General features: G+C 51.2%; 27 protein-coding genes and 1 tRNA gene. 23 read left to right on the forward strand and 5 right to left on the reverse strand.

The features are described from left to right. The first annotated feature begins 11 nt into the window (after positions 1 to 11). From AC2UZI_RS03080 to AC2UZI_RS03145, 14 genes are all read left to right on the forward strand, one after another. Positions 12 to 851 (forward strand): HTD2 family dehydratase, encoded by an 840-nt coding sequence (locus tag AC2UZI_RS03080; RefSeq protein WP_486942360.1) that lies wholly within the window; start codon positions 12 to 14, stop codon positions 849 to 851. A 70-nt stretch (positions 852 to 921) separates the two neighbouring features. Beyond that, complete coding sequence (locus AC2UZI_RS03085; protein WP_486942361.1) at positions 922 to 1665, forward strand: SDR family NAD(P)-dependent oxidoreductase; 744 nt, start codon at positions 922 to 924, stop codon at positions 1663 to 1665. A 13-nt stretch (positions 1666 to 1678) separates the two neighbouring features. Next, complete coding sequence (locus tag AC2UZI_RS03090) at positions 1679 to 2593, forward strand: NAD(P)-dependent oxidoreductase (RefSeq protein ID WP_486942362.1); 915 nt, start codon at positions 1679 to 1681, stop codon at positions 2591 to 2593. Between the two features lie 11 nt (positions 2594 to 2604). After that, positions 2605 to 3483: a branched-chain amino acid ABC transporter permease gene (locus AC2UZI_RS03095; RefSeq protein ID WP_486942363.1), complete on the forward strand. Its 879-nt coding sequence runs from the start codon at positions 2605 to 2607 to the stop codon at positions 3481 to 3483. After that, complete coding sequence (locus AC2UZI_RS03100; protein WP_486942364.1) at positions 3476 to 4477, forward strand: branched-chain amino acid ABC transporter permease; 1002 nt, start codon at positions 3476 to 3478, stop codon at positions 4475 to 4477. The genes AC2UZI_RS03095 and AC2UZI_RS03100 overlap by 8 nt, the downstream gene beginning before the upstream one ends. Further along, positions 4474 to 5259 (forward strand): ABC transporter ATP-binding protein, encoded by a 786-nt coding sequence (locus tag AC2UZI_RS03105; RefSeq protein ID WP_486942365.1) that lies wholly within the window; start codon positions 4474 to 4476, stop codon positions 5257 to 5259. The genes AC2UZI_RS03100 and AC2UZI_RS03105 overlap by 4 nt, the downstream gene beginning before the upstream one ends. Beyond that, positions 5252 to 5998 carry an ABC transporter ATP-binding protein gene (locus tag AC2UZI_RS03110; protein WP_486942366.1) on the forward strand — a complete coding sequence of 249 codons (747 nt, stop codon included), beginning with the start codon at positions 5252 to 5254 and terminating at the stop codon, positions 5996 to 5998. Before AC2UZI_RS03105 ends, AC2UZI_RS03110 begins: the two co-directional genes overlap by 8 nt. Before the next feature lie 34 nt (positions 5999 to 6032). Next, the gene (locus tag AC2UZI_RS03115; protein ID WP_486942367.1) at positions 6033 to 6974 is read left to right on the forward strand and encodes an SMP-30/gluconolactonase/LRE family protein; all 942 of its coding nucleotides are present in this window, start codon (positions 6033 to 6035) and stop codon (positions 6972 to 6974) included. A 275-nt stretch (positions 6975 to 7249) separates the two neighbouring features. Then, positions 7250 to 8464: an FAS1-like dehydratase domain-containing protein gene (locus AC2UZI_RS03120; RefSeq protein ID WP_486942368.1), complete on the forward strand. Its 1215-nt coding sequence runs from the start codon at positions 7250 to 7252 to the stop codon at positions 8462 to 8464. Between the two features lie 34 nt (positions 8465 to 8498). Then, positions 8499 to 9665, forward strand: coding sequence for a CaiB/BaiF CoA transferase family protein (locus tag AC2UZI_RS03125; protein WP_486942369.1), 1167 nt, complete (start codon positions 8499 to 8501; stop codon positions 9663 to 9665). Next, the gene (locus AC2UZI_RS03130) at positions 9662 to 10861 is read left to right on the forward strand and encodes a CaiB/BaiF CoA transferase family protein (protein ID WP_486942370.1); all 1200 of its coding nucleotides are present in this window, start codon (positions 9662 to 9664) and stop codon (positions 10859 to 10861) included. Before AC2UZI_RS03125 ends, AC2UZI_RS03130 begins: the two co-directional genes overlap by 4 nt. 81 nt (positions 10862 to 10942) lie before the next feature. Next, positions 10943 to 11530 carry a cysteine hydrolase family protein gene (locus AC2UZI_RS03135; protein ID WP_486942371.1) on the forward strand — a complete coding sequence of 196 codons (588 nt, stop codon included), beginning with the start codon at positions 10943 to 10945 and terminating at the stop codon, positions 11528 to 11530. Continuing rightward, positions 11523 to 12353: an HpcH/HpaI aldolase/citrate lyase family protein gene (locus AC2UZI_RS03140; RefSeq protein WP_486942372.1), complete on the forward strand. Its 831-nt coding sequence runs from the start codon at positions 11523 to 11525 to the stop codon at positions 12351 to 12353. Before AC2UZI_RS03135 ends, AC2UZI_RS03140 begins: the two co-directional genes overlap by 8 nt. Positions 12354 to 12424: 71 nt before the next feature. After that, entirely contained in the window at positions 12425 to 13072 is a 648-nt protein-coding gene (locus AC2UZI_RS03145) for a GntR family transcriptional regulator (RefSeq protein ID WP_486942373.1), read from the forward strand. A 122-nt stretch (positions 13073 to 13194) separates the two neighbouring features. Here AC2UZI_RS03145 and AC2UZI_RS03150 read toward each other — a convergent pair. Further along, positions 13195 to 13270: transfer RNA gene (locus AC2UZI_RS03150), tRNA-Phe, on the reverse strand. Between the two features lie 265 nt (positions 13271 to 13535). Between AC2UZI_RS03150 and hemA the strand changes: the two genes are divergently transcribed. The 5 genes from hemA to AC2UZI_RS03175 all read left to right on the forward strand — a co-directional run bounded on the left by hemA (position 13536) and on the right by AC2UZI_RS03175 (position 17715). Beyond that, positions 13536 to 14810 carry a glutamyl-tRNA reductase gene (hemA, locus tag AC2UZI_RS03155; protein WP_486942374.1) on the forward strand — a complete coding sequence of 425 codons (1275 nt, stop codon included), beginning with the start codon at positions 13536 to 13538 and terminating at the stop codon, positions 14808 to 14810. Between the two features lie 82 nt (positions 14811 to 14892). Beyond that, the gene (gene prfA, locus AC2UZI_RS03160) at positions 14893 to 15972 is read left to right on the forward strand and encodes a peptide chain release factor 1 (RefSeq protein WP_486942375.1); all 1080 of its coding nucleotides are present in this window, start codon (positions 14893 to 14895) and stop codon (positions 15970 to 15972) included. After that, entirely contained in the window at positions 15972 to 16784 is an 813-nt protein-coding gene (gene prmC / locus AC2UZI_RS03165; protein ID WP_486942376.1) for a peptide chain release factor N(5)-glutamine methyltransferase, read from the forward strand. The genes prfA and prmC overlap by 1 nt, the downstream gene beginning before the upstream one ends. 23 nt (positions 16785 to 16807) lie before the next feature. Beyond that, complete coding sequence (gene grxD / locus AC2UZI_RS03170) at positions 16808 to 17134, forward strand: Grx4 family monothiol glutaredoxin (RefSeq protein ID WP_486942377.1); 327 nt, start codon at positions 16808 to 16810, stop codon at positions 17132 to 17134. 5 nt (positions 17135 to 17139) lie between these two features. Further along, the gene (locus tag AC2UZI_RS03175) at positions 17140 to 17715 is read left to right on the forward strand and encodes a UbiX family flavin prenyltransferase (protein WP_486943701.1); all 576 of its coding nucleotides are present in this window, start codon (positions 17140 to 17142) and stop codon (positions 17713 to 17715) included. 35 nt (positions 17716 to 17750) lie between these two features. Here AC2UZI_RS03175 and ttcA read toward each other — a convergent pair whose 3' ends face one another. From ttcA to AC2UZI_RS03195, 4 genes are all read right to left on the reverse strand, one after another. Then, the gene (gene ttcA, locus AC2UZI_RS03180; RefSeq protein WP_486942378.1) at positions 17751 to 18752 is read right to left on the reverse strand and encodes a tRNA 2-thiocytidine(32) synthetase TtcA; all 1002 of its coding nucleotides are present in this window, start codon (positions 18750 to 18752) and stop codon (positions 17751 to 17753) included. 70 nt (positions 18753 to 18822) lie between these two features. Further along, the gene (locus AC2UZI_RS03185; protein WP_486942379.1) at positions 18823 to 19224 is read right to left on the reverse strand and encodes a dihydroneopterin aldolase; all 402 of its coding nucleotides are present in this window, start codon (positions 19222 to 19224) and stop codon (positions 18823 to 18825) included. Positions 19225 to 19242: 18 nt separating this feature from the next. After that, the gene (locus tag AC2UZI_RS03190) at positions 19243 to 20013 is read right to left on the reverse strand and encodes an SDR family oxidoreductase (protein WP_486942380.1); all 771 of its coding nucleotides are present in this window, start codon (positions 20011 to 20013) and stop codon (positions 19243 to 19245) included. Further along, positions 20010 to 21797 (reverse strand): M61 family metallopeptidase, encoded by a 1788-nt coding sequence (locus tag AC2UZI_RS03195; protein ID WP_486942381.1) that lies wholly within the window; start codon positions 21795 to 21797, stop codon positions 20010 to 20012. Before AC2UZI_RS03195 ends, AC2UZI_RS03190 begins: the two co-directional genes overlap by 4 nt. Positions 21798 to 21833: 36 nt before the next feature. Between AC2UZI_RS03195 and AC2UZI_RS03200 the strand changes: the two genes are divergently transcribed. From AC2UZI_RS03200 to atpE, 4 genes are all read left to right on the forward strand, one after another. Then, the gene (locus tag AC2UZI_RS03200) at positions 21834 to 22610 is read left to right on the forward strand and encodes an enoyl-CoA hydratase (protein WP_486942382.1); all 777 of its coding nucleotides are present in this window, start codon (positions 21834 to 21836) and stop codon (positions 22608 to 22610) included. A gap of 258 nt (positions 22611 to 22868) precedes the next feature. Further along, entirely contained in the window at positions 22869 to 23351 is a 483-nt protein-coding gene (locus AC2UZI_RS03205; protein WP_486942383.1) for an ATP synthase subunit I, read from the forward strand. Positions 23352 to 23401: 50 nt separating this feature from the next. Further along, entirely contained in the window at positions 23402 to 24283 is an 882-nt protein-coding gene (atpB, locus tag AC2UZI_RS03210) for a F0F1 ATP synthase subunit A (RefSeq protein ID WP_486942384.1), read from the forward strand. Positions 24284 to 24391: 108 nt separating this feature from the next. Beyond that, on the forward strand, positions 24392 to 24634 hold the full coding sequence (gene atpE / locus AC2UZI_RS03215) for a F0F1 ATP synthase subunit C (RefSeq protein ID WP_077734422.1): 243 nt from the start codon (positions 24392 to 24394) through the stop codon (positions 24632 to 24634). The last annotated feature ends 53 nt before the right edge of the window (positions 24635 to 24687 follow it).

Consider the following 24687-nt stretch of genomic DNA (forward strand, 5'->3'; position numbering starts at 1 on the left):
GAAGGTAAAGCATGAGTGACGCATACGAAAGTTGGGTTGGGCGTGAAGAAGTCGGCACGGAAGTGATTAACGTCTCGTCGGTGCAAGCCATGGCCGCAACATTGGACCTTGATCAGGCCCCTACCGCCGGTGAAGCGCTGCCTCCAGGCTGGCAATGGATGTTTTTTAATCCCGTCGTACCACGCAGTGGTTTGGGTGTGGATGGTCATCCGAAACGGGGTGGCTTTCTGCCCCCCATTGACCTACCTCGACGGATGTGGGCTGGAAGCCGAATTCATTATCATGCCGATTTACCGATAGGAGTAGAAGCCACACGAACTAGTCGTATCACCAGTGTGGTGAACAAGGTCGGTAAGCAAGGACCGTTGTGGTTTGTGACGGTCGAGCACACAACTGGCTATGGTGACACACGCTGCATTGTTGAAGAACAAGACATTGTGTATCGCACGGCGCCTCCTGCTAACGTTGCGGCACCCGCCCCTAAGCCCTACGAAGAACAAGGGCAGTGGGGGCGCGACATTAATCCCGATACCACGTTGCTTTTCAGGTATTCGGCGTTGACGTTCAATGGCCATCGTATTCATTACGATCAGGCCTATGCACAGCAAGAAGAGGGCTATCCCGATTTGGTGGTTCACGGCCCCTTGGTTGCTACCTTTCTACAGCAGTTTGCCCTACAGCAAGGGGGCGGGAAGTCGCTCGCCTATTTCGAATTCCGTGGCATGGCGCCCTTGTTTGTTAGCCGCGGTTTTCGTGTAGAAGGCCGCTTCGACGACGAGGGCGGGTTACGGCTGTGGGCTCGCGGTCCCGATCAAGAGTTAGCGGTGCTTGCTCGCGCTACCTTTAAGTAATGAATAATCGATAACACTAATTTTTAGCTAGATCAGTCATAAAACGCATTGGTTGCAAAGGAGACAAAAGATGGCACAGCATTTAAGTGGACCACCGGATTTGAATGGACAAGTCGCTTTCATTACAGGCGGCGCCGGTGATATCGGCAAGGCGATTGCCAATACGTTTCGCGAAGCGGGCGCTACCGTTATTGTGACCGACGTTGCCGAGCAGGCGGAGGTTGGCCCGAGTGTTCAATATAAGCAATACGACGTGACCTCACGCGAACAAACGGATTCTGTAATTGACGCGGTGCTTGCCGAGCATGGGAAAATTGATGTTTTAGTGTTGTGCGCTGGAAATATTGCCCGGACCCATCTGGCTGACAGCACGGATGAAGAGTGGGATTCACTGATGGCCGTGAACGTGCGAGGCGTGGTCAATCCAACACGCAAGCTCTTTCCAATGATGTGTGATCGTGGTTTCGGAAAAATTCTTGCCTTTGGCTCCATTGCTGCCAAAAACGGTGGTGTTGCATCCGGTCCTGCTTATGTAGCGGCAAAGTCTGCTGTGCACGGCATGATGCGTTGGATGGCTAAAGCCGGCGCTCCACATGGCGTATATGCCAACACGTTGTCCCCTGGGCCAGTTGAAACGGCAATGTGGGCTTCAGTGACACAAGGCAAGCCTCCTGCAGCCAACGGTAGTGTTCCGCTGGGTCGATATGGCAATCCTGACGATATCGCGCAGGCCGCGTTATTTTTATGCTCTCCCGCCTCGAACTGGATGACGGGTACGTCGCTGGATATCTGCGGCGGGATGTGGATGGACTAAAAGGAGTCGCAGCATGAAACAAGACGCCGATGTAGTCATTGGTTTTGTTGGTCTGGGTGTGATGGGTGGGCCCATGTGTCGCAACATGGCGCAGAAACATCCGGGGCCAGTGCTCGCATTTGATATGAACCCAAATGCATTTGAAATACTCGAAGGCACGAAAGCGAGTCGAGTGGACTCACTGCTGGAAATAGCGGCTCAGACCGATGTGGTTTTTCTATCGTTACCGGGTGGCGTGCAGGTGGAGCAAGCCACACTCGGACAAAATGGGCTAACCAGCGGAGAGCGCCGACCTTCGATTCTGGTCGACTTAAGTACCACAACGGTGGCCTTGGCCCGTGATGTACACCAGCGACTTAACGACTTAGGCGTTGAGTTCGCTGATGCTCCAGTTGCCCGCACACGTGAGGCGGCCCAACGGGGTGAGCTTAGCATTATGGTTGGGGCTGACGATGCGTTATTCGAACGTATTGCTCCTTTCCTACACTATATCGGTTCAGACGTTACGCAATGCGGAGAAGTAGGTTGTGGACAGGTCGTAAAGCTGATCAATAACGCATTGGTTTTCGAGCATACCGTTGCCCTTGCAGAAATGATGGTGCTTGGCGAGCGTGCCGGGGTACAACCGGCGCTGTTATTGGATGCGCTTTCAAAGGGTTCCGGCGACAGCTTTGTGCTTCGTAACCACGGGCGTAAGTCGATGGTGCCACGTGATTTTCCTGCTAAATCTTTTCCGCCCGAGTACGTGTTGAAAGACCTCAGTTATGTGCTCGAGTTAGCCTCTGCCGAAGGGGTGTCTGCACACGTTGCTGAGCTGGCGCAACGTTATTACACAGCGTCGGTAAACAGCGACCTTGGAGGCCGCTATTACCCTGCGGTTATCGAGATCGTCGATCGCAATATCGGTCCAGTACCCGATAAATCATAAGGAGTGCTGCCATGACAGACCTTATTGGACTTGTTTGGGCGGGAATGATTAGTGGATGCCTTTACGCCTTGGGGGCGCTGGGTTTGGTGTTGATTTATAAAAGTTCACACGTTGTGAACTTTGCGCACGGAAACTTAGCTGGATTGGCCGCCTTTCTGGTGTTTGGTTTCACCGGAGGGGTCTTCGCCAATATGGCGTGGGGGCCAGCGGTTGTCCTGACGATGATCATTATGATTATTGTGATGGCGATCAGTTATTTCTTTATCGCCCCATTGGTGTTTAAGTCGGACTTGACTAGCACAATCGCCACGCTCGGTGTGGGGCTTATTGCCCAAGGCGTTACGCAACTGATGTTTGGTTCCAACATTGTGTCACTGGATCTGCCGCTACCTGATTGGCGAGCCCAGATTGGATCGCTACATATCCATTCTTACGATCTTACCGTCTTGCTCGTCACCGCTGCGTGTGTGGGTGTGCTGTATCTACTCATTGAGCGCACACGGGTGGGTATCGCTTTTCGTGCCGTATCAGAGAACCCCTTTGCTAGTCGGGTGTGTGGCTTAAACCTTAGACAAATTCACATGTTGTCTTGGGTTGCTGCTGGGATACTCGGTCTGATTGGCGCCTTACTCATCGTACCCACGACGTTCTTATCGTCGACCAGTGTGGCTTCCTTTATGCTTCAAGCGTTTGCCGCGGCTGTGGTGGGTGGATTCAGTAGTTTGCCCGGTGCGATTATCGGCGGAATCTTCATTGGCGTGATGATGAACTTGCTCTCGTTCTACGTGGCGGCTGAGTTTTCAAATACCTATTTACTGCTGACGATCCTGATCGTGCTTAACTTATTCCCTCAGGGCGTATTGGCAATACGAGGAGGCGCACGTGTCTGATCTCACCATGTCGTCGAAAAACCTATCCAAGCAACCTGAGCCATCAGCGGCGCCTAATGCGCCGGCAACAAATTGGCGCAAGCTTGGCCTTAAAGCCATAGGGCTGCTCGGTTTAGCGCTGATTCCTGCCGTAGCAGGCGGCTACTGGACCTTCATATTGGGCTTGTGCTTCGCCAGCGCCATTACCATTGTGTCCGTGAGCTTTTTGCTGCGATACGGCGGGGAAGTGTCCATTGGTCATGGGGTCTTTGTGGCTTCAGGCGCTTACACCGTTGCGTTAGTCGAAAAATACTTTGCCTTATCACTGCTTTTTAGCTTACCTATCGCGGTGCTGGTGGGCGCTGTTTTAGGTTTGATCTTTGCCTTTCCCTCTCGAAATTTAACAGGCATCTATATGGCTGTTGCCACCATGGCGCTCGCACTTGCCTTACCTGAGGTGCTCTTGCATTACTCCACGGTAACAGGTGGCTACGGTGGGCTGTACGTCAATTTAGATGCGGTGCCGGGTGTGTCCAAAGGCATGCAGCGTTATTACTTGCCATTGATTGGGCTGGTGGCAGTGGTGGCACTGTTAGGGCATTTCCGTCGTTCACGTCAGGCTACTGCCTTGTTATTGATTCGTACGTCGAGTCACGCTGCCGAGTCTTTTGGTATTAGTCGAAGTTGGGCGCGTCTTTCATGTATGGCAATGAGTGCTGCCATTGCGGCATTCGGCGGTGCCATGCTGTCGTTTAGCTCGTCAACCGTATCGCCGAACAGCTTCACACTGTGGACCTCCATTTTCATGCTGGTGGGTTCGGTGGTCAGTTTGTATTCCTTATCCGTGCTGGGTAGCTTGATTGGTGGTTTATTTCTTGCCGTGGTGCCTTTGGTTTTAGCGGGTGCTGGCGATTGGGTTCCTATTTTGTACGGTGGTGCGTTGTTGGCAGTGATCCTCGGCGTGAATGCCTTGCCCGAATCAGTACGAACACGACTTGAAGGGGGTAAAGCATGACCTTAGCACTTCAACGGGCGGATGACTTAGTGGTCGAAGATTTGAAGCTCTCCTTTGGGGGTATTCAGGTTCTGCACGACATTAACTTGCGCTTCGCAGCAGGGGAAATCACCGGCTTGATTGGTCCCAACGGTGCGGGCAAAACCAGTTTCTTTAATTGCTTAACGGGTTTGTATCGGCCCCAGCAAGGCAGTGTGCGTTTAGGAGAAAAGCACATTGAGCATTTGGCTCCCACGCAGCGGGCTGCCTTGGGTTTCTCACGTAGTTTCCAGCATGTGGCGCTTTGCCCAGAGCTAAGTGTGGTGGAAAACGTAATGATCGGTTTGCATCGCCAATCTAAAGCTGGGTGGTTGGATGCTTTTCTTCCCTTGGCGGGCGGACGGGCCGAGCGAACCTACAACCGTCAGCGGGCGATGGAAGCGCTTGAGCGTTTAGGTATTGCTGAAGTGGCTGACGAATCGCCCACGCAATTACCCCCAGGGTTGTTACGTTTAGCAGAAATCGCCAGAGCCACCGTCGGGGATCCCAGCGTATTGTTGTTGGATGAACCTGCAGCGGGTCTTAACTCGGTAGAAACTCAAGACTTATCCGCCGCGCTGAAATCGCTTCGCGCACCTAATTTAATGTTGGTTGTGGTCGAGCACGATATGGAACTCATCATGGATATTTGTGATTCCATTCACGTGCTTAACGTAGGGCGTGTGTTGGCATCGGGCAGTCCTGAAGCGGTTCGGGCAAATGCCGATGTGGTGCGCGTATACCTAGGAGATGACGATGACTAAGGCAGACTCTATGTTGCTATCGGTACAGAACTTAAGTGTCAGTTACGGTGCTGGGCCTGTCGTGAATCAGGTGTCCTTAGACGTAGAGCACGGGGCCGTGGTCGCTTTGCTTGGGGCTAATGGCGCTGGTAAATCCAGTACCTTGCGAGCGATTGCGGGATTAGAGGCCCTGCAAGGCAGCCTTTACTTTGACGGGCAAGATATCTCTAAAACCTCGTACCGAGAGCGCTTTAAGCTGGGCATTGCCTATGTTCCAGAAGGGCGAGCCATTGTCAGCGACTTGACCGTGGCTGAGAACTTAATACTGGGTTCATATTTTGTGAGTCGTCAGGTTCGAGCGCAGCGTCAAACGATGGTGTTGGACTTTTTTCCTGAAATTGCGAATCGTTTGAAAGCGCCTGCGGGTTTGCTCAGTGGCGGTGAGCAACAAATGTTAGCGATTGGGCGAGGGCTAATGTCTGGGCCTCGACTGCTGCTTCTGGATGAGCCTTCTTTAGGTTTGGCGCCTAAGCTGGTCGCCCGTGTTTACGAGCGTCTGGCGCTAATTCAGCAAGAGCAAAATCTAACGGCCGTGCTGGTTGAGCAAAGTTTCCACGTGGCGGCTAAGCTTGCCATGCGAGCGCATGTGATGCGTCATGGAGAAATTGTTGGTGATCTGGATAAAGAAACGCTAAACAGTCGTGAAGGGCGTCAGCAAGCCATTGATGCCTATCTGGGTGCGCAGCAAGAGGCGGCGTAAGCAACCACCGTGTTATCTGAAGAGGTAGTACAGCATGAAGAATTTGAAACTCGAAGGTCAGGTGGTGGCGACAGGGCTGGCCTTTCCTGAAGGGCCAATCGCTATGCCGGATGGCAGCGTTCTGGTGGTCGAGATTGCGGCAGGGCGGCTTAGTCGGATCACCCAAGATGGGCAACGCCACACCGTAGCGGAGGTGGGCGGAGGCCCCAATGGTGCCGCCATGGGCCCTGACGGTCACTGCTACGTCTGCAATAACGGCGGGTTTAGCTGGCGTACCGATGATGGCTTTAGCCGTCCCACGGGGCCGGCTGCCGATTATCAGGGGGGCTCTATACAACGAGTCAATATTGAAACTGGCACCGTCGAGACGCTATATACACATTGTGATGGCAAGCCGCTTCACGGTCCTAATGACATTGTCATGGATCAAGCAGGCGGCTTTTGGTTTACCGATTTTGGCAAAACCTTCGAAGACCGCATCATGCGAGGCGGTATTTATTATGCTCGTCTGGATGGAAGTTTTATTCGGCGAGCAGCCTATCCGGTGTTAACACCGAATGGCATTGGTTTATCGCCAGATGGGACGACCTTATACATGTCTGAAACTGAAACTAGCCAATTGTGGTCGTTTCCGATTATTGAACCTGGGCATCTTGCGTTACAGCCTTGGCCATCGCCCAATGGCGGACAGTTGTTACACGGTTCGCCGGGCTACCAGCGCTTTGATTCCTTAGCGGTGGAAGAGAATGGCAACATCTGTGTGGCAACGCTGGTACGAGGGGGGATCAGCGTTTTCTCACCCGCAGGCGAATTATTAGAATTTCATGAAGCGCCAGAACCCTATTGCACCAACATTTGCTTTGGAGGCGAGGATCGGCGCACGGCATTTATTACTTTATCTGGCTATGGTCAGCTATTAGCTGTGCCTTGGGCGAGGGCAGGACTGCCTTTAGAAATGCTTGCTGTTAATGGATAATGCATTATTTGTGGGTTTTGATCATTGTTCTTTTAGTCCTTATATCACCTAGAAACAATCTTTCATTCGATAAGAAAAGAGCATTGCCTAATAGCTACAAGGCTTTTAAACCGAGGATTTAGCTATAAACAGCAGGTTACTTAGGGTTTTAGTACCGGTATTATTTATGTAGCACTATCAGTGCAAATGGGTTTGACTCAAATAGAAATATAATGCATTATGCATTTAAGTAGCGTAGCAGAATTAAAATTTACGGGTTTACACAGGAGATGAAGATGAGTGTTATTGCATCGGAAGTACAAAATGACGTAGGAAATGCACCGGCCGAGGGCCGCATCACGGATGAGGCCGTTGCTGCAGCACGGGCGATGATTGGTTTGCAGCTAAGACCTGAAGGCCCTTATTTGCAAGACGCCACAGCAGACACCTTGCGCAACTGGTGCAATGGTATTGGTGACCTAAACCCCCTTTACCGTGATATTGGTTATGGCGCGGGCACACGTTACGGCACGCTGCTTGGCCACCCGATGTACCCCATGGCTTTTGGTTGGTTGGGACGTACTCGTTGGGGCTTGGCTGGCGTGCATGGTTTTTACGCCGGTAACGACTGGGAAATTTTCCGTCACGTTCGTCCCGGCGACCGCATTACCGCTATTGAGCGCGTGGTGGGTGTGGAAGAGAAAGAAAGTAAGTTCTCTGGCCGCCTCGTACTGCAGTATGTTGAAGCCAGCTATTACAACCAGCGTAGTGAGCTAGTCGCACGAGCGCTTGGAACTTGCACACGTCACGAACGTAAAGCCGCACGGGATACTGGAAAATACAAAGAGATCGTGCAGCACGATTACACCGACGAAGAGCGTGATCGTATTGATGAAATGGTCTTGTCCGAGCCTGACAATATTCGTGGCGCAAACGTACGTTATTGGGAAGAGGTTGAAGTCGGGGAAGAGCTTCCAACCATTGCACGCGGGCCATTGTCTCTGATGGATACCATGGGCTTTTTAGTCGGTTGCGGACGTGGACACACACACGGTGTGATTCTGCAGGCTGCCGTTAAACACCCAGGCCACTTCTTCCGCAACCCTGAAGCAGGTGGCGGTGTTGAGTACACCGGTATTGGTCACCACCGTGAATCGGTTGCCAAAGAAGTCGGCGTACCCGGAACGTATGATTACGGTCCACAACGTTCATCGTGGTTGGCCACACTCGTGACTAACTGGATGGGTGATGCAGGGGTATTAAAACGCGTACGTACTGAAATGCGTCGTTTCAATATCATGGGTGACACCACATTCTGCAAAGGGAAAGTTATCCGTAAGTACGTTAAAGATGGCGTCGGTCTGGTTGATATCGAGTTGGCGGCTGAAAACCAACGTGGTGAAGTAACCACCCCAGGGTTGGCCACCGTGGCATTGCCTTCGCGTGATGTTCAGCGTCCTGCGTTTATTGACGGCTCAGCGGTTGATCTCGAGTTGCCGGTTGTTCGTTAAACGTTGATTATCCCTTACTTGCGAGACAGCTTAAATGCAAACAGTAGAATCGACAAAAGACGTAGCGCTACCTTTGGCAGGATGCCGCGTTCTGGAGCGTTCGAGTACAGTCGCTGCGGCGTATGCAGGACGGCTGCTCGCAGTAATGGGAGCTGAAGTCATCATGCTAGAGCCGGAAGGGGGCTCCACGTTACGCTCAGCGGCACCGCTTATCAACGGAAGTTCTGAAAGCGCGCTTTTTGCTTACCTGTCAGTGGGAAAGCGCAGTCTAGAGTGTGACTTACGTACTTCTTCCGGACAGAACTTGCTCGAGCGTCAGCTTGAGCAAGTTGATATCTTGATTGAAGATGTGCCGGTCCGTGACCGCGCTGCTTTGGGGCTTGAGCCACAAGCCCTTAGCGAGCGCTTTCCGAAATTGGTGCATGTCAGTGTGCTTCCCTTCGGGGCCAGTGGGCCAAAAGCGAATTGGGATGGCGTAGAAGTCAATCTTCTGCATTCCGGTGGCGAAGGTTTTCTTCTGCCAAACGGCTTTTCACAAGAGCTTTTTCCTGATCGAGCGCCTTTAAAAATTTACGGCCATTTTGGAAGTTATCAGGGAGGCGTGTCCGCTGCACTTTGTGCGCTATCTGCTTGGTGGGCAGTGCCCAATGCGGGCGGGCAATATATTGATGTATCGGTACAAGATGCCGTGCTGTCAGTCGGGGCTTTTGCCCTTCAACGTTTAGGCGATGGTTCGTTAGAGCATCGTGCGACGCGAAGCTTCCGATACGGCGGCGTATTCGAAGCACAAGATGGCTTTATCGAGCTACTGACGCTAGAAGACCGCCAATGGCACGCGTTGACGCAACTGTTAGGTAATCCGGCTTGGGCTCAAGATGAGGCCTTATCCGACTCATTAGAGCGTAGTCGTCGGGGCGCAGAAATTAATGATCACATTCGGGTATGGATGAAACAGCACGCGGTAGAAGATATTGTGCAGCGAGCCCAAGAGCTGGGCGTTCCCGCTGCCAAGTATCGAACGCCTGAAGAGGTTATCAACGGCGATCAAGAGCGTGCTCGAGGTTTGTTTGCACCAGCGGTACTGGAGAGTGGAGCAGAAGTCGAGATGATGGTGGCACCGTTTCAGTTTCGGAGCTCACCCTTATCGGGTGGCGGCTTTGTGCCCGCGTTGAATGAAATGGCAGAGGAGCAGTTTCAATGAGCACAGTATCATCCCCTTTTTCGGGTGTGCGCATCGCTGATTTTACAATCCATGCGGCAGGTCCTTACTGTACGCACATGCTGTCTCAGTTAGGGGCAGAGTGCATCAAAATCGAAAGTCAGTCTCGATTGGATGCCTTTCGTAAGCCGCATGCTGTATACGGACGCATGTCGGCTGCCACCTTTGATCAAGTCTCGTCAAATAAGCTTTCAGTGCGCTTGAACTTAAAAAAGCCAGAAGCGGTAGCAATAGCGAAGCGTTTGGTTTCCATTTCAGACATTGCCGCCGAAAGCTTTCGTCCGAGCGTGATGCAACGTCTGGGTTTGGATTTCGACAGTCTTCGTGAAATTAAAGAAGACATTGTGTATTTATCGTTGTCCTCGTGCGGGCAAAGTGGACCGGACTCGCATTTTGCCGGCTATGCGCCATTGTTTGGTGCGTGGGGCGGCTTGGGCTGGATGACCGGCTACAGCGATGGCCCTCCGGTAGAAATGCGACATGTGATGGATCATGCAGCAGGCTTACATGCTGCGTTGGCCACCACGGCCGCCTTGAATCAGCGTCGGCGTACTGGCCAAGCACAGCATGTGGATTTGGCTGCTCGTGAAGTGGCCTCGGCCATGATCGGTGACGCGCTGATCTTAGCCAGTTTGGGTTTAAACCCACCTCGAACGGGAAATGCAGACTTAGGGATGGCGCCGCATGGCATATACCCTACCGCGCAACCGGATCGCTGGTTAACCATTGCGGTACGCAACGATACAGAATGGCACGCCCTGGCGGCGGTGTTGGGTCAAGGCGACGTGCCTGAGCATTATGGCTCCACAGAAGCCAGGCTTGCAGAGAGCGAGCAACTGGATGCCTTGTTGTGTCGTTGGCTTGAAAAATGCAACGCGGATGAAACGGCGCAGCGCCTGCAGCAAGCGGGCGTGTGCGCCCATGTGTCCTGGAACATGCAAGACATCGCCACGGATCCGCATCTTCGTGCTCGTAACGCCATTGTTAATGTAAGCGGGCCAAACATTCCAGAGCGCGCGGCGGTTGGGGCACCGGGACGGTTCTCTAAAACCAGCGACATTGGTGTCAAGCGACCGACTCCGGCCTTAGGTCAGGATGAAGATTACGTGTTTGGCGAATTATTAGGCTTAAGTTCATCTGACCGTGCCCACCTTGAGGCGCGAGAAGTTATTCTTTAAGCAGAGTAATTGACGGGGCGGTGGTGGCATATCTACGCCTTAACCACCGCATTAAAAAGAATTCAGAAGACGGGGATAGCAATGACAACAACGAACTCAATTTATTTGGTACTGGATATGGAAAACGATCTGGTACACGAAGACGGCCCTAATGGTAAAGGCGGTTATCGAGACCAGGTACAAGGGCGACGTATTGTTGAGAAAACGCGTCGCGCTATCGACAACGCCCGTGCGGCAGGGGTGCCTATAGGCTTCGTGCGCGTTGGTTTCTCGCCGGATTATCGCGAATGCCCGCCTAACTCTCCGATTTTTTCAGGGGCACGCAAGAATGGAATCTTTAAGCTAGGCGAGTGGGGCACTGAAACGCATCCCGATCTCGGTCAAGTCGACACGGATTACGATATCGTTAAGCACCGCGTCAGCCCTTTTTACAGTACAAATCTGGAGGCCATCTTACGAGCAAATAACATCAGTCGAATTTACTGCTCAGGCGTGTCGACCAATGCGGTGGTTCAGGCATTGGTGCGCGAAGGTCACGACCGAGACTACGAAATGGTGGTGCTTGAAGATTGTTGTGCAGGGCTAACACAAGAAGAGCACGATTATGCCGTCGCTGGTTTGCAGCGTTTTTGCCGCATGACCACCTCTGAGGAGGTGAGCTTTGAATAAGCAAAGCGTGTCGCCCGTGGATCGTAGTCTTTTATTCGTACCAGGCCATCGTCCAGAACGTTTTGATAAGGCTGCAGCCAGCGGGGCGCATAATGTGGTTCTGGATTTAGAAGACGCCGTTTCGCCTGAAGCAAAAGATGACGCTAGACAAAAAATAGCGGCATGGCTCAGTGCCGGTGGGACGGCGATGGTTCGAATCAATGCGGCGGACACCCCGTGGTATGCCGACGATATACGAATGCTACAGGCCTTCCCCAGCACGGGTGTCATGTTGCCCAAGGCGTGTAAAGAATCTTTAGTCTGCGCGATCAACGAACTATCGAGACGCTCGGTAATCGCTTTGCTTGAAACGGTGCGCGGCTATATGCACTTGCGCGAACTTTGCGCGGTTTCAGGTCTAGAGCGCATCGCCTTTGGTAGCTTAGATTTTAGTGCAGAAAGCGGTATTGCTGATGAGGGCGACACCTTAACCGTCGTTCGCTCTACTATTGTTCTGGAGTCCGTTTACGCAGGTCTTAAAGCTCCTATCGATGGAATAAGTACCGAGTTTACTGACTTGGATCGTATGCATTCCGATGCGCTACGCGCGAAGCAATTGGGGTTTGGCGGTAAGCTCTGCATCCATCCCCGACAAGTTTCAGTGGTGAATGAGGCCTTTGTACCCGCGCCAGCGGAATATGAATGGGCACAGCGCGTGATAACCGCATTTCAGCAAAGTAAAGGAGCAGTAACGACGGTTGATGGTAAAATGATTGATAAGCCTGTTGTGGATCATGCACAACGCATCATCGATGAATTCAAAATGAGGGGTTCTCAAAACTGATAAGGCCTTATACCTCCCCTGTGCCGCGTACTGTAATTTTGGCACCGTCGTAACTCACGTCGAGCTAAAGCATGGAATACCGAACTAAAGAAGAACAAGTGGCAGATTTTTTGCGCGAGGGAATTATATCTGGCGTGTATCCACGTGGCTCTAGGCTCAAACAGGCCGAAATCGCCGAGCAACTTCAGCTAAGTATTACGCCGGTACGCGAAGCCTTAAAAATTCTTGAAGCCGAAGGCTACGTTAGCGCGGGATCGTATCGCGGTGCCCGAGTGGTTCCGTTTGATGCCAGTGCGTCAAACGAGATTTTGCAATTACGGCTGCTGCTTGAGTCTCAACTGGTCCGTGGTGCTATTGATAACATCACGCTTGAAGACATCGCCGAGCTACGTGCGTTGGCCAACGAGTTCGAGCAAGCCTTTGAGCGCGGCGAACGTGCGACCGCACGTGGTATTAACTATCGCTTCCACCGCCGACTTTATGACATTGCGCAAATGCCGCAAACACTGCACTTTGTGCAAATACTTTGGGCGCGCTATCCTTTTGATCTTATTAATTCCGTGGGTGGACGCGGGCAAGACGCTGTAGACGAGCACGAAGAAATTCTCGACGCGTTTGCATCTGGCGATACGTCGGCGGCAATGCTTGCGATGCGTAAGCATATCGAGTCTGGCTGGACTGTGCTTAAAGCCATCAGTGAAGAAGAGGCTGAGTCGTAACGCTGTTCGCTTGACGTAATAAAACGAAAAGGCCTAATCCGCAGATTAGGCCTTTTTTGTTTTTGGTGCCAAAAACAAAAAAAGCCCAATCCAAAGATTGAGCTTTAACTGTTTGAGCTTTTTGGTGGCCTTGGGCGGAATCGAACCACCGACACAAGGATTTTCAATCCTCTGCTCTACCGACTGAGCTACAAGGCCAACGAAAGAAAGAACTATAACACAGAAAAAACGTTTGTGGACGTCCCGCAACAAATAATTTTAACTTTTACCGTTTTGTCCTCTAAGAACTCATGCGGTGGGCGTTGCGATTTCAGTTATTAGCGAGCGGCGATTATAATCACATCTGTCCAAATTATCTATAGGTGGTATTTTTGGGCATAATGCCTAATGTAGTGTGGCGTGTGCTGTTCTTAGCGAACACGAAATTCTACAGTTGTGCTCTTGAGGGGCTAGTCAGCTAATTATGTCAGTCGATGTTTTAACGTTTGGTCTTAATCATCTCTCCGCACCCGTGGCGGTGCGAGAGCGTGTGTCGTTTCCAATGGATGTGGTGCGTCCTGCCTTAGAGGGCTTGCGCTCGGCGTTTGGAAGCAACGTTCGCGAGGCCGCTATTCTTTCTACTTGTAATCGAACTGAGATTTATTGCGCCGCCGAGCCCCACGTTATCGAGCGCTTGCCTGAGTGGTTGGCTGATTTTAATAGTTTGAAATCAGGTGACTTAACACCGCATTTGTACCGTTATCAACAGAACGAAGCCGTGCGTCATGCATTTCGGGTTGCTAGTGGTCTGGACTCAATGGTGTTGGGTGAGCCGCAAATCCTTGGGCAAATGAAGGATGCGATGCGAGCGGCCGAACAAGCGGGCGCCTTAGGCACGTTGCTACACCAGTTATTTCAGCGCACCTTCTCGGTGGCGAAAGAAGTGCGCTCCCACACGGCCATTGGCGCACACTCTGTTTCTATGGCTGCGGCAGCAGTACGTTTAGCAGAGCGTGTGTTTGGTGATTTGTCTGATGCTAACGTGCTGTTTATTGGTGCGGGCGAAATGATAGAGCTCTGTGCCACGCACTTTGCCGCCGTGAACCCCAAACACCTCTGTGTGGCCAATCGCAGTATCGAGCGAGCCGACCTGCTGGCGAATCGTTATTCTGCTCAAACCATGCGTCTTTCCGATTTGCCTGACCGGATCGCCGAGTTTGATGTCATCGTTTCCTGTACGGCCAGCTCCTTGCCCATATTGGGCTTAGGTATGGTCGAGCGTGCGGTGTTGGCGCGTCGTCACCGTCCGGTGGTCATGGTCGATTTAGCCGTGCCCCGCGATATCGAGCCAGAAATTGCGCGCCTCTCGGACGTCTATCTGTATTCGGTCGATGATCTTGGGCGTATGGTCCAGCGTGGTACTGATGCACGCAAAGCCGCGGTGGTGCAAGCAGAAGCCATTATCGATTCGCAAGTTCAAAATTTTATGCACTGGCTGTACACACGCGAGATCGTGCCAGCACTTGTGGATGTTCAGCAAAATGCCGAGCAAGTCAGTCAGGTAGAGCTTGAGCGTGCTAAGCGGTTATTGGCCCGGGGTGAGTCTCCAGATGACGTCCTGCAGTGGTTAGCCAATAGCCTGACACAGAAGTACCTGCACGGCCCCATGACCGAACTGAATCACAGTGAAGGTTCTGAGCGAGAAAACTTGCTCGAATTGCTTCCTCGCTTATTGCCCACAACGTCTCGTCGACGTTAGCGGCTTATCTTGCCTCCGTTTCCTGCGCTGACTACACACGCGCAGCGACCTTTTTATTCTCCGTCCGTTTACCGAACCTTTTATGAAAGACTCTATGCGCAATCGGTTAGAGCGTTTAGCTCACCGACTCATCGAATTGGATGCATTACTCTCCGAGCCGGAAATTGCTACGGACATGGATAGTTTTAGAAAGCTATCGCGTGAACGCGCAGAGCTAGATCCTGTGGTCGAGGTGTTTAACGCTTACACCTCCACAGAAGGCGATCTGGAAACGGCGCAAGAGATGATGAAAGAAGCCGAAATGCGTGAGATGGGTGAAGAAGAGTATCGCCTCGCTAAAGACCGGCTTGTTGAGCTTGAAGATGAACTTCAGCTTTTGTTGTTGCCTAAAGACCCCGACGATGGACGTAGTGTTTATCTGGAAATCAGGGCGGGGGCCGGTGGAGATGAAAGTGCGATCTTCACGGGTGACTTATTGCGTATGTACTCCCGCTACGCTGAGCAACGCGGCTGGCGGGTCGAGCTGATCTCCACCAGCGACTCTGAAATGGGTGGGTATAAAGAGGTCATTGCACGTATTGAAGGCGATGGCGTTTACGGGCAATTAAAGTTTGAGTCAGGCACTCACCGTGTCCAACGCGTTCCAGAAACCGAAGCGCAAGGGCGGGTGCATACCTCAACGTCAACGGTGGCCATCATGCCCGAGGCCGATGAGGCCAGTGAAATCGTTATCAATAGCGCCGACCTACGTATCGATACTTTCCGCGCCAGTGGGGCGGGTGGCCAGCACGTAAACAAAACCGATTCTGCTGTGCGTATTACTCATTTACCCACAGGGTTGGTTGTCGAGTGTCAGGACGATCGCTCGCAGCACCGTAACCGCGACAAGGCGATGCAGGTTTTGGCTGCACGACTCAAAGATCAACAGTTGCGAGCCATGCAAGAACAAGAGGCGGATCAGCGTCGTAGCTTAGTCGGTACGGGGGATCGTTCCGAGCGTATTCGTACGTATAATTATCCTCAAGGACGTATGACTGACCACCGTATTAACTTGACGCTGTATAAGTTGGGTTACATCATGGAAGGTGATCTTGATGAACTGATTAACGCATTGCTCTCCGAGCATCAGGCAGAGCAATTAGCGGCTTTAGCAGAGGGGTAATGGTAAATTTGCAGCAACTGCAGCGCGAGTCGAGATTACCACGGCTTGAGCAGTCTATGCTCTGGGAACATGTGCTGGGTGTTAGCCGAGTTTGGCTTATCACGCACGACACTGATCCATTACCGAGCGAGGCGGTAGCGCAGTATAAGCAGCTAGAGCGTCGTCGTACTATGGGCGAGCCGATGGCTTATCTCATTGGTTGGCGCGAGTTCATGGGCCATCGCTTTACGGTGGAGCCCTCTGTGCTGATACCGCGTCCTGACACAGAAACCCTGGTAGAGCAGGCGTTATTGGCTCTACGTGGCGTAGATAGGCCTCGGGTTTTAGATTTAGGAACCGGTAGCGGGGCCATTGCTATTTCCATTGCCTTGGCCCGTCCAGATGCCGTTGTGATTGCCAGTGACTACAGTGAAAAGGCCATTCAAGTGGCTCAGAAAAACGCCCACGATTTATGTGGGAAAGTCGAGTTTTTGACGGGTAGTTGGTACGATGCACTGAATGGACACAACGCCTTTGATCTTATTGTCTCAAACCCCCCTTATATTTCGTCAGACGATCCCCATCTATTACAAGGTGACATTCGTTTTGAGCCCAGACAGGCCTTAACAGATGGTGCAAGTGGTTTACGCGACTTACAAACTATTATTTGTGGCGGTCGCGATCATTTGCGTCCACAGGGACAGCTTTGGGTTGAGCATGGTTGGGATCAAGCAGAGCAGGTAAGACTAATGCTGCATCACGCTGGGTATTCCTCCGTTAGCAGTAAGCAGGATCTGGCCGGTATCGAACGTGTGTCGGGCGGAACACATTAATTTTTTATATAGTTGGAACAATCATGAGTGATGTACAAAACTTTATCCGTGAGACAGTAACCGAGAACCCTGTCGTATTGTTTATGAAAGGTACAGCGCAAGCGCCACAGTGTGGCTTCTCGGCGCGTTCTATTCAAATTTTACGTGCAGTGGGTTTAACGCAGGTTGTGACGGTTAACGTACTCGACGACGAAGAAGTTCGCCAAGGTATTAAAGAGTTTTCTTCCTGGCCTACGATCCCACAACTTTATATCGGTGGTGAGTTTGTGGGTGGCTCTGACATTGTGTCCGAGATGTTCGAAAACGGAGAGCTCGAAACCATGCTTCGCGAGGTTGGCGCAGTCGAGTGAGTCTAATTCCACAACAACGTATTGTGATCGGCATGACGGGCGCTACAGGCGCCCTGTATGCCGTACGAATGCTGCGAATGCTGCAACAGCATAAAAACGTAGAAACGCATTTGATCGTATCGCCAGCGGCGTTGTTAAACCTTGACCACGAGTTAGGTTTAACGAAGCAAGATCTACTGTCTCTGGCCGCGCAGGTGCATAATTTCCGAGACGTCGGGGCTTGTGTGGCAAGCGGTAGTTTCAAAACAGCAGGCATGGTGATTGTGCCGTGTTCAATGCGCACGTTGGCTGCGGTTGCTCACGGTTTTGCTGACAATCTTATTACTCGTGCCGCAGATGTCACACTTAAAGAGCGACGTCGTTTAGTCATGATGGTGCGAGAAACGCCGTTTAATTTGGCGCATTTACGCAATATGACGTCCGTGACGGAAATGGGTGGCATTATATTTCCACCGCTGCCGGCGTTTTACTTTAAGCCCAATAATATTGAAGAGCTTGTTGATCACTCTGTTGTACGGGTGCTTGAGCTGTTGGGCATAGAGCAAGATGGCCCTACCTGGGAAGGTCTAGATAGTCAGTAGTCCTGTATGAGGGTGGACCGTCTAGTATCTTTTGCTTAGGGTAGAAGTTCGCGCGTAACAACTGTGGGTCGGCGAGTTGATGCGTTCTGGCTTTCACTATCGCTTTCGTCTTCGTCAAAATTACCAAAACCGGTTTGCGCAGGTGCGCTGAAATCATCGCTGTCAAAAGCGGTGTCACCTTCTGCGTCAGGTACACCGCTGGCCGCTAATCCTGCAAAATCAAACAACTCCTTATCCATTAAGTGCGAAGGCACCACTTTGTTTAAGGCGCCAAACACATTCCATGTGCGTCCAGGGAATTTTTTATCCCATTCAACAATCATGCGATTGGCTTCTTGACGCTTAAGATTAATTTGCGACCCACACAGATTACAGGGAATAATTGGAAAGGCTTTGAGTTTGGCGTAAGCAATAAGGTCTTGCTCATTGACGTAGGCCAGGGGGCGTATCACGATGTGTTTGCCGTTATCCGACATCAGTTTCGGAGGCATGGCCTTTAGGCGACCACCGTAAAACAGGTTCAAAAAGAAGGTGGCTAGAATATCGTCGCGATGATGGCCTAGCGCGATTTTTGTGGCGCCCAGTTCTTCCGCTACTCGGTACAAAATACCGCGTCGTAGACGTGAGCACAGTGAGCAAGTGGTTTTGCCCTCGGCAATGACACGCTTGACGATTGAGTACGTGTCTTGCGTTTCGATGTGAAAATCGACGCCAAGTTCACGTAGGTAGTCAGGCAAGACATGGTCTGGAAAGCCCGGCTGCTTTTGATCAAGGTTGACCGCCACAATATCGAATTTGATGGGCGCACGCGCCTGTAGCTTCAACAGGATGTCCAGCAGGGCGTACGAGTCTTTGCCGCCCGATAAGCACACCATCACCTTATCGCCGTTCTCGATCATGTTGAAGTCGCCAATGGCTTTGCCCGCCTCGCGCATCAGCCGCTTTTCTAGCTTATTGTTTTCGTGACGTTGTTTCTGCTCCGCTCGGGTTAGCGGTGCATGGGTTAACGAGGCGTTAGAGAGGGTGGCGTTTGACATGACAGCAAAATAAAAAGGCAGGCTTGATCAATGTCAGGCGAGCCGATAACAAAATTGGCGTAAGGTTGCGTTACGCGGATTGGCGGAACTGCTCAAGCTCAATGCCCACTGCGTCGCAGTCAGAGAAGGCTTGGGGTTTGCTTAGGCGTAAGTGTACGCGAGTAATTGTGGGGAACTCGGTAAAAATCCGAGCTGCAACCTGTTCAATTAGCGTTTCCAGTAAGTTTACGTGTGCCTGCGTACACTCTTCAATCATGGCGTTGCGTAATTGGCGGTAATCCAACACTGTGGCGATGTCGCTGTCATTAACCTGATGGGCGGCGATCGCATCGAATTCAGCGTCGATGTGCAGTGGTTGTGTAGCGCGAAGCTCGTGCTCCAAGATGCCAATTCGCGCACCCAGTTCTAGGTTCTTAAAAAAAATACGACGAGTAGCGGGGGCAAGAGAGGCCGAGGCTGAGGTGGGGGTCATAAAATATCCGAAAGAGGCTTAAAGTAAGCTGAAGTCTCGTTGTAAGCCCATTAAGTGCTGTCCGCTATCAACGATGATGGTGGATCCAGTAAGGCTACGATTTTGCGCGACAAAAAATACGGTGTGTGCAATGTCTTCAGGCGTGCTGGATTTCCCCAAAGGGGCCATGCCGTGTGTACGCTGAAAGTCATCTCGCGTTTGCATATGGCTAGGTAATGTTAGACCCGGAGCTACCCCTACCACACGAATGGTTGGAGCTAAGCCTTGGGCGAGCATGGTGGTTGCGGCCTGAAGCGCTGCCTTGCTTAAGGTGTAAGAAAAGAAATCAGGATTGTAGCCCCATAATTTCTGATCCAGTAGATTGATGACTACGCCTTGTGCGGCAGGTCGCGTGGCAATATGTTCAGCTAAGCCCTGTGCAAGGGCAATGGGTGCGACGAGGTTTGGTCCCATGTGCTGGTGCAGTAAGGCTTCAGAAAACTCTGCTGCGCTGTCGTATTCAAATAGGGCAGCATTGTTAACGACCGCATCCAGTTGACCAAGCTCGGAAATGGCCTTTTGTAAAAGGCGATTACGGTCATCTGCTATGCCCAGATCGCCTTGCAATAAGACGCACTTACGGTTTAAGGCCTGAACTTCCGAGGCTGTGCTAAGCGCCTCTTGCTCAGAGCGATGGTAATGTAAGCCGATATCCCAGCCTTGTTGGGCAAAGTGCAAAACAATAGCCTTGCCTAAGCGTTGAGAGCCGCCTGTGACAAGAACTGCACGGTTGGGTAGGGATGAGCTCATGCTTGACTCGCTGTGGTGCTAAATGAGCAAGTGTCTTTAGGGGGCGAGCTCAGAACGAGGGTGAAACGTCGTAACTCATCCCGTCTAAATACGTGGACGGTAATCGAGTCTTCTGCGCAATACGACAATAAAATCTGATTCAGATCTTGTTGGTTTTGAACCCGTAGGCCATCGATGGCAATTAATAAGTCGCCTGCTGAAAGCCCTGCTTTATGCGCAGCACCCTGTTCTTGCACAGAGGCAATCTCTACGCCCTCGTTACCCCTGGCTTTAAAGCGTACACCCATCGCTGGTAAGGCACTACTGGATTTCCACTGCAAGTGAGTGCCTTGCGTTTGAAGAAGATCGCCCAGCGGAACGTCATCTCGCCCATAAGCGTATTGTTGAATAAATGCGCTGGCGTCTATGCCGGTTGCTTCGCGCACCAATGACGGCATTTCGTCTTCTGCAACACCCTTTGGCGCTTTCTGATAGAAGTCTCGTCCGTAGCGCGCCCACATCAAGCGTAATACATCGTCCAGACTTTTTTGATTTTGGCTTTGTTGGCGGATGTATAGGTCGAGGCCTAAGGCCACGAGTGCGCCTTTACTGTAATAACTAACCAGTGCATTGGGCGAGTTTTCGTCTTGCTTATAGAAACGGGTCCATGTGTCAAAGGAGCTTTCCGCTACCGACTGTTTAAATCGACCTACGCTACGATGTACAGCGTTCACGTTCTTCGCAAGTAAGGTGTAATACGTGTCCTGATCGATAACGCCCGAGCGAAGCAGCATTAAGTCGTCGTAGTACGAGGTGAAGCCCTCGAATACCCATAGCAATTGGGTGTGGTTCTCTTCTAAGTAGCGATAAGGCGCAAACGCTGCAGGTTTAATTCGCTTTACATTCCAGGTGTGGAAATACTCGTGACTCACTAAGCCCAAAAACGTCAGGTAGCCCTCGCTTTTGGGGGCGTCCTTTTGATTAAGGGTGGGAAGGTCACGACGAGAGGCGACAAGCGCTGTCGAGCTACGATGCTCAAGGCCCCCATAGTCATTCCCCGTCACCATAGTCATAAATACATAGCGATCTGAGCTATCTAAGAAAGGAACCGCTTTGGTTTTGGGTTCAAACAGCTCAATTTGAGCTTCACAGATTTTCTGGGTGTCGTTGGCGATTCGTTCAAGGTCTAGATTGGGAATGACCCCAGTGAAGACCATTTCATGCAGTGCGCCATGCGCTTCAAACTGAATGTATTGAGGGGTGCCAAGCTCAAAAGGGTGATCAATTAGCGCATCGTAATTAGGGGCTTCATACATCCCAAACCCATGCCGTTTAGCGGCCTTTGGATGCTGGCGCGCCTCAGGCAGACTGGTGTGCACTTTCCAGTTCGCTGTGTTTTGGGGCTCAACGAGCTCGACATGGCAAGGCAAATGCTCTTGACCAGTCACGCCCAGAAAAACGCTGGTGCCATTGAAGAATGCATGAGTTTCATCCACGTGGGCACTACGTACCGATAAGTCCCATGCATAAACAATGTAGGATACGATGAGCGGGCCAGATGTGGGCTCGCATTGCCAAATATGGTTGCTTTGCTTGGTGACGGCGATTGCTTTGCCATCGCCTTGGGCTTGTATGCTTTCAATTTGCCGTGAAAAATCACGAATTAGGTAGCTGCCGGGTATCCAGGCGGGTAAAAATAATGTCTGACCGTCTGGGTTCGGGTTCGTAATGTGTAGCGACACATGAATACGATGGCCAGCAAGATCATTACAGTTGACGCGGTAAAGTGTGAAGGTAGATTTCATACTTCTAATATAAAGTAAATATTTAGCGGAGGTAACGTGAGTCAGCCACTTATTAAGATCGAAACTCAGGGACGGGTCGGTGTTTTACGCTTGAATCGGCCTGAAGCGTTAAATGCCTTGAATAATGAGTTGATTGCCAAGTTAGCGCAAGCCATGCGCGATTTCGACAGCAACGACGATATTGCATGCATTGTACTAACCGGAAGCGAAAAAGCCTTCGCTGCAGGCGCGGACATTAGTGCCATGAAGGATTGGAGTTTCAGCGATGTCTATGCAGCGGACTATCTAGGCGGCGATTGGGAGTCACTTCGTCGTATTCGCAAGCCTGTGATTGCCGCGGTGGCGGGCTATGCCTTAGGCGGTGGATGCGAATTGGCCATGCAGTGTGACATCATTATTGCTGCGGATACCGCTAAATTTGGGCAGCCAGAAATAAAACTGGGCGTGATGCCCGGCTATGGTGGAACGCAACGCTTGCCTCGTGCTATCGGTAAGGCTAAGGCCATGGACATGATTCTTACGGCAAAAATGATGAATGCTGCGGAGGCAGAGCAAATCGGACTGGTGTCGCGTGTTGTGCCGGCCGAGCAGTTGCTAACCGAAGCGTTAGACGTCGCCCAGCAGATCGCTTCACAATCGCTTTTGTCTCTCATCATGGCTAAAGAAGCCATTAATCGAGCGTACGAATTGCCCTTAGCTGAGGGGTTGTTATTCGAACGCCGAAATTTCCATGCATTATTCGCAACGGAAGACCAAAAGGAAGGGATGAGGGCTTTTGTGGATAAACGACCACCAAATTTCAAACATCGTTAAAAAAATCAGTGTTTACCCTATCAGCAAAGCCTGCTGCGGCTTTGCGTCTTTTTGTGTCCCGCGAAGCACGGTTTTTTCCCGCTTCCTGTTACATAAAAATCATTTGGCATTTGCTTGCAACAAAAAAATAACGCTATACTCTACGGGTTTGGCACCAACGGCTTAGTTTTAGCAATTCGGGTTTAACACAATATATCGGTAACTTATATGCGCGTGTTGACATGAATGGCGACGGATTATTTAAGGAAGACTAAGTTTATGCATCGGGCCAACAACACCAGTGAAGAGCAAGTAAATGTCACTGGGCAACAAGCCTCAGGTAGTGATGACGAAAGGCTAGTATTAACACCAGAGCAGCGGGCCAGATTGGCGCGTAACTCAGGGTTAGGCATTGTGCGAGTTATTTTGGCACAAGCCGCTATGGCTTTTATTGTGGTCGTTGTTTCTTGGGGTGTGGCGGGTGCAAACGCTGCGCTATCAGCCTTAATCGGGGCTGGCGTTTATTTTGTACCTAACACGCTATTTGCATTGCGGCTTTTACTTGGCCTATTCGGTGGAAAGAACGCTACGCCAACATCGTTTTTTATTGGCGAGTTTTTTAAACTGGGCTCGGCGCTTTGTATTTTAGCTTTGGTTGTCTGGAGCGACACAGGGTGGTTAGTTTGGCCAGCCTTGTTATTTGGTCTGCTCGGTGTTTTAAAGGGATATGTATTGCTACTTGCCTTGGGCAAGTTGCCATAAAACGATCAACGGGCCTTGGCTCATAACGTACACGTCACAGGGTAATTCAGATGGCTGCTGCTAGTGGTAATTCGCCTCAGTCTGAGTACATTCAGCATCACCTTGTTCATTTGAACAATTTGGGTGAAAAACAGAGTGCACTCGCCAATTTTGGCGTCATCAACTACGACTCAATCTTTTGGTCGCTGTTGATGGGTTTAATCACCATCTTCTTTCTCTACCGTGCGGCCCGTTCGGCCACTGCCGGGGTTCCAGGTCGCTATCAAGCATTTGTTGAAATGCTTGTTGACTGGGTCGAGGATCAAGCGAAATCCATCATTAATAATGCCGAGTCGCGCCGTTTTGTTGCGCCATTAGCATTAACGGTGTTTTTATGGATTCTCTTGATGAACGTGCTTGACTTGGTACCTGTGGATCTATTGGGTTGGGTATTCATCCAGCTTGGTCTCGCTACCGAGGTAGGCGACCCACTTTATTACCACCGTATCTTGCCAACCGCTGACTTGAACGTACCGATGGGTATGTCGTTAGGTGTGTTGCTACTTACGCTTTACTACGCGATCAAGATTAAGAATCCGGGTGGCTTCGTCAAAGAATTGTTCACAGCACCATTCACGTTTGGTGGTATTGCCGGCATCTTGTTAATGCCGTTCAACATACTTTTGAACCTCATCGAGTACGGCGCAAAAACCGTTTCGCTCGGTATGCGGTTGTTCGGCAATATGTTTGCCGGTGAATTGGTTTTCATGCTGATCGCCTTATTGGGCGGAGCATGGACAGGGTTTAATGGCGCAAGCATAGGCTTGGGTATTGGCCATGTTTTAGCAGGTTCAGTCTGGGCTATTTTCCACGTACTGATCGTGTTACTACAGGCATTTATCTTCATGATGTTGACTCTAGTTTATGTAGGTCAAGCTCACGAAGGCCATTAATCGATTTCCGAGCCCGGTCATCCCCGAGCTCGGGAGGCAGATCAGATTCTCTGCTACGCCGTTTCTTAGTAATTTTGAATATACAAGTTTTTTAACCAAGGAGTTGTCATGACCAACGTTGCTTTCGTTGCCCTTGCTTGCGGTATTATCGTCGGTCTGGGTGCGTTCGGTGCCAGTATCGGTATCGCGCTAATGGGCGGTAAATACCTAGAGGCTTCCGCTCGCCAGCCTGAGTTAATGAACGCTTTGCAAACCAAAATGTTCTTGTTGGCAGGTCTAATCGACGCAGCCTTCTTGATCGGCGTTGGTATCGCGATGTTGTTCGCATTTGCTAACCCATTTGTTGGCTAATAGCGGCGCGAGTCCGCTGACCCTAAGGCGGACAGGCAGTTGAGATTTAGCGG

This window comes from Paenalcaligenes sp. DL 463 (assembly GCF_057475185.1).